15 protein-coding genes and 1 tRNA gene are annotated in these 14,556 nt (G+C 43.9%); 12 read left to right on the plus strand and 4 right to left on the minus strand.

The window, feature by feature from the left end:
* Positions 1 to 40 precede the first annotated feature (40 nt).
* The gene (locus T487_RS0109595; protein WP_031576776.1) at positions 41 to 475 is read left to right on the plus strand and encodes a YaiI/YqxD family protein; all 435 of its coding nucleotides are present in this window, start codon (positions 41 to 43) and stop codon (positions 473 to 475) included.
* Here the strand turns inward: T487_RS0109595 and T487_RS0109600 are convergent.
* Positions 472 to 846 carry a hypothetical protein gene (locus T487_RS0109600; protein WP_031576777.1) on the minus strand — a complete coding sequence of 125 codons (375 nt, stop codon included), beginning with the start codon at positions 844 to 846 and terminating at the stop codon, positions 472 to 474. The genes T487_RS0109595 and T487_RS0109600 overlap by 4 nt on opposite strands.
* 110 nt (positions 847 to 956) lie before the next feature.
* On the opposite strand from T487_RS0109600, the gene T487_RS0109605 reads away from it, so the two are divergent.
* On the plus strand, positions 957 to 1,949 hold the full coding sequence (locus T487_RS0109605; protein ID WP_031576779.1) for a Gfo/Idh/MocA family protein: 993 nt from the start codon (positions 957 to 959) through the stop codon (positions 1,947 to 1,949).
* Positions 1,950 to 2,130: 181 nt separating this feature from the next.
* On the opposite strand, the gene T487_RS0109615 is transcribed toward T487_RS0109605, so the two are convergent.
* From T487_RS0109615 to T487_RS0109625, 3 genes are all read right to left on the minus strand, one after another.
* Entirely contained in the window at positions 2,131 to 2,871 is a 741-nt protein-coding gene (locus tag T487_RS0109615) for an NlpC/P60 family protein (RefSeq protein ID WP_031576781.1), read from the minus strand.
* 106 nt (positions 2,872 to 2,977) lie between these two features.
* Positions 2,978 to 3,190 (minus strand): hypothetical protein, encoded by a 213-nt coding sequence (locus T487_RS0109620; protein WP_031576784.1) that lies wholly within the window; start codon positions 3,188 to 3,190, stop codon positions 2,978 to 2,980.
* Positions 3,191 to 3,283: 93 nt separating this feature from the next.
* A complete protein-coding gene (locus tag T487_RS0109625) occupies positions 3,284 to 3,874 on the minus strand; it encodes a guanylate kinase (protein ID WP_051651643.1) in 591 nt (196 codons plus the stop codon).
* A 155-nt stretch (positions 3,875 to 4,029) separates the two neighbouring features.
* On the opposite strand from T487_RS0109625, the gene T487_RS0109630 reads away from it, so the two are divergent.
* From T487_RS0109630 to T487_RS0109675, 10 genes are all read left to right on the plus strand, one after another.
* On the plus strand, positions 4,030 to 5,298 hold the full coding sequence (locus tag T487_RS0109630) for an HlyC/CorC family transporter (protein ID WP_031576788.1): 1,269 nt from the start codon (positions 4,030 to 4,032) through the stop codon (positions 5,296 to 5,298).
* A 160-nt stretch (positions 5,299 to 5,458) separates the two neighbouring features.
* On the plus strand, positions 5,459 to 6,901 hold the full coding sequence (gene treP / locus T487_RS0109635) for a PTS system trehalose-specific EIIBC component (protein ID WP_031576790.1): 1,443 nt from the start codon (positions 5,459 to 5,461) through the stop codon (positions 6,899 to 6,901).
* A gap of 22 nt (positions 6,902 to 6,923) precedes the next feature.
* Entirely contained in the window at positions 6,924 to 8,591 is a 1,668-nt protein-coding gene (gene treC / locus T487_RS0109640) for an alpha,alpha-phosphotrehalase (RefSeq protein ID WP_423219170.1), read from the plus strand.
* A gap of 34 nt (positions 8,592 to 8,625) precedes the next feature.
* Positions 8,626 to 9,342 carry a trehalose operon repressor gene (gene treR, locus T487_RS0109645; protein WP_031576794.1) on the plus strand — a complete coding sequence of 239 codons (717 nt, stop codon included), beginning with the start codon at positions 8,626 to 8,628 and terminating at the stop codon, positions 9,340 to 9,342.
* A gap of 116 nt (positions 9,343 to 9,458) precedes the next feature.
* Positions 9,459 to 9,911 carry a nucleoside deaminase gene (locus tag T487_RS0109650; protein WP_031576795.1) on the plus strand — a complete coding sequence of 151 codons (453 nt, stop codon included), beginning with the start codon at positions 9,459 to 9,461 and terminating at the stop codon, positions 9,909 to 9,911.
* Positions 9,895 to 10,782, plus strand: a complete 888-nt coding sequence (locus T487_RS0109655) for a phosphatidylserine decarboxylase (RefSeq protein WP_031576798.1) — start codon at positions 9,895 to 9,897, stop codon at positions 10,780 to 10,782. The genes T487_RS0109650 and T487_RS0109655 overlap by 17 nt, the downstream gene beginning before the upstream one ends.
* 74 nt (positions 10,783 to 10,856) lie before the next feature.
* The gene (locus T487_RS0109660) at positions 10,857 to 11,990 is read left to right on the plus strand and encodes a patatin-like phospholipase family protein (protein ID WP_031576800.1); all 1,134 of its coding nucleotides are present in this window, start codon (positions 10,857 to 10,859) and stop codon (positions 11,988 to 11,990) included.
* The gene (locus T487_RS0109665; RefSeq protein ID WP_031576802.1) at positions 11,990 to 13,015 is read left to right on the plus strand and encodes a threonine aldolase family protein; all 1,026 of its coding nucleotides are present in this window, start codon (positions 11,990 to 11,992) and stop codon (positions 13,013 to 13,015) included. The genes T487_RS0109660 and T487_RS0109665 overlap by 1 nt, the downstream gene beginning before the upstream one ends.
* Positions 13,016 to 13,061: 46 nt before the next feature.
* Positions 13,062 to 13,138 (plus strand) — tRNA-Arg (locus tag T487_RS0109670).
* Positions 13,139 to 13,289: 151 nt separating this feature from the next.
* Complete coding sequence (locus T487_RS0109675) at positions 13,290 to 14,552, plus strand: MFS transporter (protein ID WP_031576804.1); 1,263 nt, start codon at positions 13,290 to 13,292, stop codon at positions 14,550 to 14,552.
* Positions 14,553 to 14,556: the final 4 nt, after the last annotated feature.

Consider the following 14,556-nt stretch of genomic DNA (forward strand, 5'->3'; position numbering starts at 1 on the left):
ATTCTCCGCGCTTTTCTCAATGTATGAAAAGGAGATTATTATGCGAATCTTTATTGATGCGGATGGATGTCCTGTGGTGCATGAAACCATTGACCTGGCACAAAAAATGAACATCCCTGTTACAATTGTGAAAAATTACGCCCATGAGCTTCAAAACGACTATGCGGAGATTGTCACCGTAGATATCTCAAGGGATGCAGCGGATTTCTACATCGCCAACCATCTGAAACATGAGGATGTGCTGATTACCCAGGATTATGGTCTAGCGGCTCTTGCTTTATCCAAAAAATGCAGAATCCTGACTCAGAATGGTCTCCTCATCACTGACCACAATATTATGAGGCTTCTGGATGCCAGGCATGTGAACCAAAAAATGAGGCAGACCAAAAAGATTTATACAAAACATAAAAAAAGAACGGCTGAAGATGATGAACTCTTCAAAGCCGCTCTGTTAAAGCTTCTTAAGGAAGTCTAATTGCCTAAATTACAGCTGAGGTTGATGTCCACCCTAAGATTATCATGGCCCAAAAGCTCACTGAACCGGTCGAAGAGAGCTCTTCTTAAGGGTTCATCCTCCTCCTGATTCACATGGGCTTTATCATAGAAAATCCCCGTAATCTTATCATTTCGGATATCCACACTGAATTTCCCTTGAAAATCCTTGTAGGTTTCCCGCATGTTATTCAGCACATCTTCAATAGCGTACTTCAGATAGCGTTCCATCTGATAGGGTTTGATCTCTTCTTCGTGGATGTGATTCTCTTTCAGAAACCTGAAGTACCCTTCCTTGAACAGATCATTCATCGGTATTTCCAGAAGATAGTTTATTTTTACAACTGTACTCAATATTCTCACCTCATCTATAATTTTAGCACGGAAATCTGAATGCTTCATGAATGAGCTTTGAACCCTTTGTTTAGTTTTTTATCAATCTTATATTGAAAGGACTGAGTTTTATGATACGTTTTGGAACTGTTGGCACAGGTTTTATCACCGAAGCCTTCATTAAAGGCGCACACAAAAGCGGAGCCATGGAGCTTACTGCCCTCTACTCCAGGGATGAGGAAAAAGCGCAGCAGTTTCTTCATTCCATGGGTCTGAAGGTACCAGTCTTTACCTCTCTGGAGGAGATGGCCTCCTCCCAGCTCATTGACGCAGCTTATATTGCAAGCCCCAATGCCATGCACAGCCCACAGGCGAAGGTCTTTCTTACACATGGAAAGCATGTACTGGTGGAAAAGGCAGCTGCATCCAACAAGAACGAACTGCAGGAAGTTCTGGACCTGGCTGAAAAAAATCATCTGGTCTTCATGGAAGCCATGAAATCGCTGACTATGCCAGCCTATGTGCTCCTGAAAGAGCTTCTGCCAGAAATTGGACAGGTTCGGAAGTACATCGGCAACTACTGCCAGTACTCCTCCAGATATGACAGGCATAAGGCCGGTGAATTTGTGAACACCTTTCAGAAAGAGTTTTCCAATGGTTCCCTTCTGGATATTGGGATCTATCCTCTTTATATTGCAGTGGACCTATTCGGAAAACCTGAGAAGATTTCTGCCCAGGCCACAATTCTTCCGGAAGGAGGGGTGGATGGTTCCGGTTCCATTTTGCTGTCTTATAACGATATGGAAGCGGTGATCCTGCACTCCAAGATCAGTCATTCCTATCTTCCTTCTGAAATCCAAGGGGAAAAAGGCAGTATCCTCATCGACCGTATTGGAAGTCCCACAGAACTGACCCTCATCAGACGGTCCGGAGAAAAAGAAGTATTCCGGCCTGAAACTTTCGAAGAGGATATGGCCTATGAGGCACTGGAGTTTTCTGAAACCATCCGAAGGGGAGCATCCTTCTCCCCAGTGAACAACAAGGCCTTGGCGCTGACAGTCCACGAAATCATGGACGAAGCAAGAAATCAGATTGGTCTTGTGTATCCCAGGGATTTGATCTGATCCAAACAAAAAAATCCCTGTCAGAAAATGAAGTTCTCATTTTCTCATAGGGATTTTTCTGATTTCATAATTATACAAGAATAGCTGCAAAGACAGAGCCCAGCATACCCAGAAGGATTACTGCCGCAATGATCTTTGCCATAAGATCTCTTTTTTTGTACATTCTGTTCCACCTCTTTTCTTAGTCTATAAAGGTCACATTGGGTCTTCTATAATAAACAAACTGAGTGGAGGGCGCCGATGGAGAAAACTTTTTTCCGTTGAGATCTCTATTGTTCCTCTTCAGAATATTATTAAATGAAATCACAACTCTCCCTTCTGGAAGTCCTTCTGCTTTATATTGAACGCCTCCTGCATGGATAAACACCTTATCCCCTTCTATTTCCCCGAGATAGATTCCAATATTATTTACTTTGCTTCCCTCAGGAATGATGGTAAAGCCTAAATCTCCAGGTTGAAGCTCATTCTCCATAATAGAAGTGGAATTCTCCCAGATTTTTGTTGCCAGAGGACCTGTACTGTTGCTGCCCGCACTGAGTGCTTTTCCGCTGAGGTTATAATATACCCAGTCCACAAAAGCAGCAGAGCCTAAGGGACCTTCTGGTTTTCCATGATTCAGCGACTCCAGTCCCAAAGAATAAGGATGATTGATCAGAGTTTGCGAAAGGGCCACAAGGCCTTTTCTTGAAACAGTTCCATCGTCACTAAGAACCTCCACATACTCGGTGCTCCCCTCGTACTGTACACGATGATCAAAGAAAAGTTCAAAAAGACCCTTCTGGTCCATCATGAAAATTATCGCTACCAAAAGCGCCATAACGAAAAATCCCACCCACAATCTGCGTTTGCGGCGGTTCCTCTTCCGTACTTCCTGTATTCTTTTCACCCGCTCGTTCCCATGAAATTTCAGACGGTCTTCCACTCTCTTCACCTGTACCTTATTTTACCACTTGATCCTATTAGACAAAATTAAAAAACCTGATTGCTCAGGTTCTATTCTACAGAGGATTTATTAACTTGTCTTTAAACTACTCTTGTGAACTTTTGAATTTTGGTCTAAAAATAATCATCCAGAGGACAACCATGACAAGGAGTGTGCTGAGAGCGGCAAGTAAAGCCTGAATATACACTTCTTGGGAGCCAAAAGAATCCTGCTCCAATTCTTCAAAAGATATGGCCATCTGAGAGGAAGCTTCAACTGAGCTAAGCAGTATTCCTGATATATATGCAATCCATCCCAAGGGGCTCACCTCCGTTTCTTGTTCCCATCTTAGCAAAATTTTTCTGCTTTTTTGTTAACGAAGGTTAAACATTCACAAAACGCCCCATAAACATTATAAGAACAAAATTCTTCTGTTCGAACAGATCGAGCCGCTGGTCTTTGGTTTTTTCCGGTTCTTTGTAGCTGCAAGATAGTATTCCACCTGACAAAAAAGCCTCTTTTTTGAGCTTTTGTTCATCAGCACTGCATCAGCGTGACGATCCTGAAAGGCTTCCCCATTCTTTCTGTAAATCACCATCCGCTTCCTTATGCTCTCCTTAGTATCTCCCCTATGCGCCATTCGTTTTCGAAGATCCCTGGGACTGCTGGCAATGTAGAAGATCTTCACCTTTTCCCCGTAGAGCTTCTTGAACGCAAGTGCTCCATGGATCTCAATCACTGCAAACACATCTCCCAGCTTTGTTTTATCTTCCACTTCTTTTTTAGATACCCCATACCAGTTCCCCGCATAGGCGCTCGCTTCTACCTTCTTGGTCTGCTGAAAAGTAATTTCATCCACAAAATGATAAGAACCCCCCTGGACTTCACCTGGACGGGGAAGTCTTGTGGTGTGGGAAACCAGTTCCTTCATGCCTTTTTCCTTCAGGTACTCCCCCACCAGTGTTTTCCCTGAACCTGAAGGCCCCATGACAATATAAATCATAATTTCTCCCCCTTAATGAAACCACAATGATCCTAAACAGGTACAGTTCCTGATGACTGGGATACAAAGACTATTTTTATTTTCCAGCGGTTTTTGCTATAATGTGTTATTAAGAACTAGTATATCAAATTTTAAAAAAATAGGAGTTGATTTTTTTGGACCCGAGTTCGTGGCAGATTATTTTATTGGTAACTCTTGTGATTTTATCCGCATTCTTTTCCTCAGCTGAAACTGCCTTTACCGCAGCAAACCGTCTGAAACTAAGGCATATGGCAGAAGAAGGAAGCAAGAGTGCAAAAAGGACGCTGAGACTGATTGAAAATCCTTCCAAGCTCATCAGCGCACTGCTTATCGGTAACAATATCGTGAATATTTTTGCCTCCTCTCTGGCAACTCTTGTAGCCATTGATTTGTACGGCATAAGTGCCACTGGTATTGCCACCTCTATCTTGACTATTATCATCATCATATTCGGTGAAATCACACCAAAATCATTTGCTACACAACATGCAGAAAAAGTTTCCATGATGTTCTCTAAACCAGTAGGCATTCTCATGACCCTTCTTACTCCTTTTGTCATTACTTTTTACAGCATCTCCTCCTGGATCATCAAGCTCTTTGGTGGAGATATCAGCCATAGTCATCCTCTGGTCACAGAAGAAGAGCTGAAAACCATGGTGGATGTGGGCAGCGAAGAAGGCGTTTTTGAACAGGAAGAAAAGGAAATGCTTCATAATATCTTCGACTTTGGAGACCTTCAGGTCCGGGATATCATGGTTCAGAGAGTGGACATCACGGCTCTGGATGTGGATGCTACCTACGAAGAAGTTCTGGAGATTGTCAAGGATGAACAGTTTTCAAGATTTCCGGTTTATCGGGAGGATATTGATGACATCATCGGTATTCTCAATGTGAAGGATCTTCTGTTCCTCACCGAAGTAGAGAAACAAGGGTTCAAACTCGAAAATTACATCAGAGAACCTTACTTTGCTTATGAGTTCAAAAGAATCACAGATCTTTTCAAAGAACTGAAAAAGACCCGTACACATATCTCCATCATACTGGATGAGTATGGCGGTACGGTCGGCATCGTCACCATCGAAGATCTTCTGGAGGAGATTGTCGGTGAGATTGATGATGAATATGACGACGATAAGGAAACAGATATCGAAACCATCCGGAAGAATGAGTATATGGTATCCGGATCCTACCGATTGGATGAACTCAATGAACTCATCGGAACCGATATCGAATCGGAGGAATTTGACTCTATCGGAGGTTACCTCATCGGAATCCTCGGCACTTTCCCCGCCAGCGGAGAAGTCATTGAAGCAGATGGAATCCGCTTTGTGGTGGATGAAGTGGACAAAAACAGAATCAAAAAAATCCGTATGATTCTTAAGCCCAAACAAACTGAATTCTAAAGATAAAAGGAAGCCACACCGGCTTCCTTTTCATTTGAGCTGTAACGGTTTTTTGAACTTTCAAACTTTTTTATGTAAACGTATTGACAAACTTATACGTACAGGTTATATTCGAAGTGACTCAACTTGTACGTATAAGTTAAAAATAAGGAGGATTACAATGGGAAAGTACACTGAAGATGCTAAAAAAATGCTCGAACTCATCGGTGGCAAAGAAAACATTTCAGCAGTCTCACACTGTGTGACCAGAATGAGATTTGTTCTGGTGGATCCATCCAAAGCGGATATCAAAGGGATTGAAGCCCTGAAAAGTGTAAAGGGAAGCTTCACCCAGGCTGGACAGTTCCAAGTGATTGTCGGCAATGATGTCGCAAACTTCTACAACGATTTTGCAGCGGTATCCGGCGTGGAAGGCGTGTCAAAAGACGCAGCGAAGCAGGCGGCCAAAGGCAACATGAACTTAGCACAGAGGCTCCTTGCGAATCTGGCTGAAATATTTGCCCCTCTCATTCCTGCACTGGTGGTCGGCGGTCTTATTTTAGGTTTTAGAAATTTTCTGGAAGCAGTGCCCATTCTTAATAATGGTCAAGACACCATCGTATCCCAGTATCAGTTCTGGTCCGGTGTGAATCACTTCTTGTGGATCATCGGTGAAGCCATTTTCCACTTCCTGCCTGTAGGCATTACCTGGTCCGTAGCGAGAAAATTCGGTACGACTCAGATTCTAGGTATTGTATTAGGTATTACCCTGGTATCTCCACAGCTTCTGAACGCCTATGGCGTTGCTGGCGGAGCAGAGATTCCTCAATGGGACTTTGGATTCTTCCAGATAGATATGATCGGGTACCAAGCCCAAGTTATTCCAGCCATGCTGGCCGGATTCACTCTGGTGTATCTGGAGAAATTCTTCAAGAAAATTGTGCCTGAATATCTTTCCATGATTCTCGTTCCTTTCTTTGCCCTCATTCCAACGGTACTTCTTGCACACGTAGTGCTTGGCCCCATCGGCTGGGTCATCGGAGATGCTATTTCATCTGTAGTCTATGGTGGGCTCACATCCGCCTTCGGATGGCTATTCGCCAGCGTATTCGGATTCCTCTATGCGCCACTGGTCATCACAGGACTCCATCATATGACCAATGCCATCGATCTTCAGCTTATGAACGAGTTTGGTGGAACCAACCTCTGGCCGATGATTGCTCTTTCGAACATCGCTCAAGGGTCTGCAGTTCTTGCCATCATCTTCCTGCATAGTGGAGACAAAGAAGAGCAGCAGATATCCATCCCTGCAGCCATATCCTGCTACATGGGAGTTACAGAACCTGCCATGTTTGGTATCAACATCAAATACATCTATCCCTTTGTTGCTGCCATGATTGGATCGTCACTTGCTGCCATCGTTTCTGTCAGCTCCGGCGTAATGGCGAACTCCATCGGTGTGGGTGGTCTTCCTGGAATCCTATCCATTCAGCCTAAATATATGTTTATGTTCGGCATTGCTATGTTAATCGCGTTTGTAGTTCCAATCATACTGACCATCCTCTTCCACAAGAAGGGCATTCTCAAAGGCAAAGGAATGGACCTGAAACTGAAGTATTTCTAAAGAACAAAAGGAGTGAACTCTCTTGATGAATTTTAACGACAAGGTCATCTATCAGATTTATGTGAAATCCTTTATGGATTCCAATGGAGATGGTCTTGGCGATATCGCTGGGATCACCAGCAGACTGAGCTATCTGGAGAAGCTGGGGGTAGATTACCTCTGGCTCACTCCCGTTTTTATCTCCCCCATGAATGACAACGGCTACGATGTGGCGGACTACAGAAAAATCGATCCATCCTTCGGTACCATGGAGGATCTGGAAGAGCTCATAGAAGAAGCAAAAAAACGAGGCATGGGTATCATGCTGGACATGGTTTTCAATCATACTTCCACCGCCCATGAATGGTTTCAGAAGGCTCTTTTGGGAGACCCAAAGTATAAAGACTACTATATCTTCAAAAAAGGGGCAGACGGTGCTCCTCCCACAAACTGGGAGTCTAAATTCGGCGGGAACGCCTGGGAATATGTGCCTCAGTTTGATGAGTACTATCTCCATCTCTTCGACAAGACCCAGGCAGATCTCAACTGGGAAAATGAGGAAGTCCGGAAAGAGCTTTATGATATTGTGAACTTCTGGCTGGACAAAGGTGTCAGCGGATTCCGGTTTGATGTGGTGAATCTCATTTCGAAACCGGAGACTTATGAAAATGATGACCTGGGTGATGGCAGACGTTTCTACACCGATGGACCTAAAATCCATCAGTATCTGAAGGAGCTGAACCGGAAAAGTTTTGGCCAGAAAGAAGACTCTTTAACCGTTGGTGAAATGTCTTCCACGTCTCTGGAAAACTGTGTGAGATATTCGAACCCTTCCGAGAAGGAGCTCAGCATGGTGTTCAATTTCCATCATCTCAAAGTGGATTATGAAAAAGGTGACAAGTGGTCACTGAAGCCCTTTGATTTTCAGGAGCTGAAAGAGATCTTCGACCACTGGCAGACCGGCATGCAGAAGCATCAGGGAAATATGGCCCTCTTTTACAACAATCATGACCAGCCCAGAGTGGTTTCAAGATTTGGCAATGACAAGAAGTATCATAAGGAATCCGCAAAAATGCTGGCCACCTCCATCCATATGCTCCGGGGTATTCCCTATATTTATCAAGGGGAGGAATTCGGCATGACCAATGCCTATTTCACTTCCATTCATGAATACCGGGATGTGGAAAGCACCAACTACTATGAAATCCTCCGAAAAGAAAGGCTTCCTGAAGAGCAGATTCTAGAAATTCTGCAGGCTAAATCAAGGGACAACGGTAGAACCCCTGTATTGTGGAATGACGAGGAAGGACGTGGCTTTACGCATGGCACTCCTTGGATTCCTTTCGCAAAGGGTCCTTCTGTCAGTGCAGAGAAAGATCTGAAAGAAGAGGACTCTATCTTCTCTTATTATCAGAAGCTCATAAAACTCCGAAAATCCAACCCTGTAATACAGGAAGGCACCTATGAGATCCTCGAGAAAGACCATCCATCCCTCTTCTGCTATGTAAGAGCCCTGGGGGAGAAAAAGGTCCTGGTGCTGAATAATTTCTATGACAAGGAAGAAGAATTCTCTCTCATAAATCACGGTTTTCCTCCAGTAGATGAAAGAAACGTACGTCTTCTACTGACAAACTACAATGAACTCTGCACAAAAGATGAAAAAATCTGTCTGAGACCCTATGAATCTGTGATTATTAGCGTTGAGCCTTAATACCTGAAGTGGTATGATGGATTGGGTGATATGTATGGCAAAGTATTCCATATTGTACAATAAAATACAGAAGGATATTGAAGATGGACGCTTGAAACCAGGAGAACAGCTTCCTTCCGAAAAAGAACTGATGGATGAGTATGACCTGTCCAGGGACACGGTGAGAAAATCTCTCAGTCTTCTTGTCACGAACAATTACATCAGAAAGATCAAGGGAAAAGGCTCTTTTGTCCTGGAGATGAATAAGTTTGATTTCCCTGTGGCAGGGCTTATCAGCTTCAAGGAAATGGCGGCGAAAACTGGAATGACCAGTTATTCGACAGCAGTCATTCGGCTTCAGCTGCAGAAATCTGCCACCTTTCCCACAAAAGCGCTGGATGCTCAGGAGATCCGCTCCATTTGGGAGGTGATCCGGGTCAGGACCATAAACGGCAGGAGAGTCATACTGGATAAGGATTATTTTTATCAGGATGTGGTTCCAGAGCTGACAGAAGAAATCTCTTCCAACTCTATCTATGAGTATCTGGAGCAGAATCTGGGGCTTAAGATCGGCTTTGCGCAAAAGGAAATTGTCATGGAAAAAGCCACTGCAGAAGACCGCCTTCTATTGGATCTTCATGATTATGACATGGTCGCTGTGGTCAATACACTGGTCTACCTTGTGAATGGAAAACTGTTTCAGTTTACCCAATCCAGACACTGTCCGGATAAATTCAAGTTCATAGATGTGGCCAGAAGAAACACACCATAACTGAAAATAGAGAATAAAACGACCAGGACCGGCATTTTATGAATGCCGGTTTTTTCTAGACCACAGGCAGAAGATACACTACAATAAGAACTATACAAAAGGAAAGGAGCTGCAGAATGGATGCCTTTTATGAAGAAGCTTTAAAAGAAGCCCAAAAGTCCTACAGCCTCAGGGAAGTGCCCGTAGGTTGTATCATTGTAAAAGATGCTCAGGTCATCGGACGAGGGCATAATACCATGGAAAAAGACCATGACCCTTCCTGCCATGCTGAACTCCACGCCATCAGAGATGCGGCTAAATCCTTAAAGAACTGGCGCCTTACCGGCTGCACCCTTTATGTGACCTTGGAGCCCTGCCTCATGTGCGCAGCAGCCATTAAGAAATCCAAAATCAGGAAGGTGGTCATCGGCGCCATTGAGCCCCGGGAAGGTGCTTTTGGCAGTGTACTTTCCATTAATGATCTGCCCCCTTACTATCATCATGTGGACTGTGTATTCCTTCACGATGATGCATCACAAAAGCTCATCAAAAATTTCTTCAAGGAGCTTCGAAATGATTCAGCTATATGACAGAACAACAAAAAAACTGGAAGAAGAAAACGTCCTGGGGGGTCGGTTTCTGTCTCTTCTCTATGAAAAACCCTATGGAAAACCCCTTCTATTCTTTGTGAAAAGAAAGTTCTTTTCTGCATTTTACGGTAAACTCATGGACACCAGATGGTCCAAGAAACTGATCCCCTCCTTCATGGAAAACAACGGAGTGAAGTCTTCAGAGCTTCTCGAGCCCCTTTCTTCATTCCAGTCCTTTAATGAGTTCTTCGCCCGAAAACTGAAAAAAACTGCACGGCCCTTTGATGCAGCTGGTGACATCCTCATCAGCCCTGCAGATGCCAGACTACTTGTATTTGAAAATCTCAGAAAAGATGCTGTCCTCCAGGTGAAGGGCCTTACTTATGAACTGGAGGACCTCTTAAAAGACAAAGACCTCGCAGATCTTTTCGACGGTGGGACAGTTCTTGTATTCAGGCTCAATCCTCTGGATTACCACAGGTTTCATTTCATGGACAGCGGTACGGCAAAAGAGACGAAGTCCATCCATGGGCTATACTACTCGGTGAATCCTGTGGCACTGAAATCCATACCGAGGCTGTATATTGAAAACAAGCGGGCTTTGACACTTTTTGAGAGTAATCACTTTGGCCCTGTTCTATATGTGGAAGTGGGCGCTACCAATGTAGGCAGCATCATTGAGACCTATGCTCCTGATGTCCCTGTGGAGAAAGGTGCTGAAAAAGGATACTTCAAATTCGGTGGTTCCACTGTGATTTTATTTTTTACAAAAGATACAGTGATGGTAGACCAGGATATTCTGGACTTTTCCCTTGAGGGAATCGAAACCCGAGTACTCTTTGGAGAGACCATCGGAAAAAGAAAAAATTAAAGAACTGTTCATTTACTTTTTTTCTTTCTGATAGAAGTTAAGGCTAGAATTGAACTAAAAAGGTGGGATTGCTTATGTATGGACTGGCTCTTGGCGGAGGTGGCTCCCGAGGTTCTTATGAAATCGGAGTTCTAAAAGCCTTAAAAGAACTGAATATAGAAATCGGCGCCATTACTGGCACATCCATAGGCGCCATCAATGCTGCGGCTTATCTGATGAATGACTTTACACTGATGGAAGAGATCTGGATGTCTCTCAACAGAGATACTCTCATTAAATTTGAGTCACAGCTGGTTCCCGAAGTGATCCGGCAAAGAGGCTTTGATTTTGAAATTCTTCTCTCTCTTCTCCATGAGATTCTTGATGAGGAGACCATTCGGAATCATCCCACGGATTTGGGGATTGTGACGTACAATCTGACAGCCCGGAAACCTGTGGTGCTCTTTAAAGAGGAGATCCCCCAGGGAAAACTCATCGATTATGTGGCAGCCAGCGCAAATCACCCCAGTTTCCAGAGGCTTCTCATTGATGGGGATGCTTATATTGATGGAGCGGTTTTTGACAACATCCCTGTACGTCCACTTTACGATAAGGGCTATACAGAGATCATCGCAGTGAATCTCCATACTTTTGGAGACCGCCGAAATCTAAGCGGACCTTATCACCTCATAGAAATCGAGTCTGACAATCCTTTGGGATCCATTCTCTTTCCTGATCCGGAAACCATCCGTAATAATATGACCTACGGCTATCTCGATACGCTCCGTGCTTTCAAAAAGCTTTATGGTGCTACGTATTACTTTGAACGTCTCGATGATTTTGCTCTTCTTTCCTCTCTCAATGCGGAAGAAGTCAAAGCCCTCAAAGAAACCATTCATCCATTTTTCCTCAATAAAACCTTGGAGAAATATCAGAAACTACTCTTTACAGACTATTCTCTGGCTCAGGCAGCGCTGGAGATCACTGCAGAAGCACTTGAGATCAGCCCGCTTAAAGTATATAGACATCAGGGCGAGCTTCTGGATGCGATCTTCGGTAAAATCCAGGAAATGGTCCAGGGAGAAGACAAAATCCCATGGAAGGAAAGAGCTGTTTTCAGGGATCTGGACCCTGCAGCACTCACAGCCTTAGCTGTAACAAACCCAAAACTTGCCATTGCCAATCTGTTTATCAAAATGATCCAAAATAGAATCTTAGGAGGTTCCTAGTGAAATTCATTGATTTGAGAAGTGATACCGTCACCCATCCCACCGAAAAAATGCGTCAGCTCATGGCATCAGCACCAGTAGGCGATGATGTCTACGGAGATGATGAGACTGTTATAAAACTGGAAGAAGAAACAGCACGGATCCTTGGGAAGGAAGCCGCTCTTTTCGTTCCATCTGGTGTCTTTGGCAACCAGCTCTCCATCCTGACCCATACTGAAAGAACCAACGAAATCATTCTTGGTGAGAACTCCCATATCATTGCCCATGAGGCAGGCTCTGTGGCACTGATTTCAAACGTCCAGACCAGAACGCTGAAGGATGATCTGGGGGAACTGGATCCGAAAGAAGTGCAGAAAGCTGTCCGAAAAGGAGAAGACATTCATTTCCCAAAAACCGGACTCATTTGTGTGGAAACAGCACACTCCACCGGAAATGTCGCCTCACTGGAAAATCTGAAGAGCATCTCTGAGATAGCAAAGACCTATGAGATACCCGTTCATCTGGATGGCGCAAGACTCTTTAATGCGGCAGTGCATCTTAAGGTGGATGCAAAGGAAATCGCCCAGTATGCAGACAGCATTTCTCTCTGTCTTTCAAAAGGTCTGTGTGCACCTGTGGGCTCTGTGGTTTCGGGTTCAAAAGAATTCATTGCCAACGCCAGGAAAAACCGGAAGATTTTAGGTGGAGGTATGAGACAGGTGGGTATTCTCGCCGCTGCAGGTCTGGAGGCTCTGGAAATGAGGCATAGACTGGATGAGGATCATGAAAACGCCAGATATTTCGGCGAAGAGCTTCATAAAATCCCCGGAATCTCTGTACGGCTCGATGAGATCAAAATCAATATGATTTTCTTCACCATAGAAAAAGAAGGTTTCCAGGAGTCAGATCTTGTAGCACATATGAAAGAGCACGGGATTCTTATGAACGGCAGTGATGAGGGTGTTTTCCGCTTTGTGACCCATTACTATGTCACAAGAGAGAGGATAAACCAGGTTCTTCAGATCCTTCGTGAATATTTTCAATAGAACTGTTTGAAAAGAAGGCTCAGTTATGGTATTATAATTGAGTCATGCAGTGGTAGCTCAGCTGGATAGAGTAACCGGCTACGAACCGGTCGGCCGGGGGTTCGAATCCCTCTCACTGCACCATAGAATCCATGAAGTATTATCTTCATGGATTTTTTTGTTTCCTTAAATCTGTTTTCTAAACATCATTTCCTGTACTTTAAATGAGTAAGAAGAACGTCCCCCTGTGGTAGAATACTCTCTAGTAGAATGATATGAAAAAGGAAGAAGTATATTGAATAAATTATGGACTAAGGACTTTAAAATCATCACCATCGGGTCCATCATCTCCATGCTGGGAAATTCTGTAGCTGGTTTTGCCATTGGACTCCTGGTTCTGGATCTGACAGACTCCACGCTCTTATTCTCACTTTTTATGGTGGTTTATAACCTGCCTAAAATCGTGGCCCCACTTTTTGCTGGCCCCTATCTGGACCGGTTCTCCAGAAAGAAAATGATTTACACACTGGATTTTATGTCCGCCTTCATTTATGTGATCATGTTCTTTTTGCTTTATGTGAAGTGGTTCAATTACCCTGTGTTTCTATTCATCGTGCTTCTCATCGGAACCATTGACGGTATCTATTCAGTAGCCTATGAAAGCTTTTATCCCAATCTTGTTTCGGAAGGGAATTTTTCCAAAGCATATTCCATTTCTAGCATGATTTATCCACTGGCAAGCTTGATGCTTCCCATCGCTTCCATTGTTTATGAGAGCTCAGGATCAGCTGCTCCACTTTTTGCTTTCAATGCAGTAACTTTTTTCCTGGCTGCAATCTTTGAAACGCAAATCGGATATAAAGAGAACCACATCAAAGAAAATACAGAAGACGCCAAAAAAGGCTTTTCTCTTATCTCCTACAAGACTGATTTCAAAGAAGGTCTGGATTACATGCGTGCAGAAAAGGGACTTTTGGTCATCACCATCTACTTCTGCATCACCATGTTTGCTGGAGGTGGCCTCCATGTGCTCCATCTTCCATTCTTCAAGAACAATCCGGAGCTTTTTTCAAACATCCCTCTGGTAAACTCCGTAACCCTCTATACCATCATCAGCAGTTTCGGTGTTCTGGGGCGGCTCATTGGAGGAATGATCCATTATAAGTACCACTATCCGGTACCCAAGAAATTTTTGATTGCCCTATGCGTGTATACGAGCATTGCCTTTCTGGAAGCGTTCCAGCTCTACTTCCCAGTGGTGCTCATGGCAGTGAGTTTCTTCCTCATCGGGATTATGGGTGTCACCTCCTTTAATATCAGGATTTCTGCCACCCAGTCATATGTTCCGGATGATAAAAGAGGCCGCTTCAACGGAACATTCCAGATGATTGTATCCGCTGGTAACATCTTAGGACAGCTTCTGGCTGGTTTTCTCGGAGAAATCTACCCCGAGCGCCATGTCATTATTGGCCTCATGAGCATCAATATGCTGGCCATCTATTTCATTATGTACAGGAAACGGGAATACGTAAAAAAAATCTACAACAGAAGAGTCTGATCTT

Source organism: Proteiniclasticum ruminis DSM 24773 (genome assembly GCF_000701905.1).
In the GTDB taxonomy this organism is placed as follows: domain Bacteria; phylum Bacillota; class Clostridia; order Clostridiales; family Clostridiaceae; genus Proteiniclasticum; species Proteiniclasticum ruminis.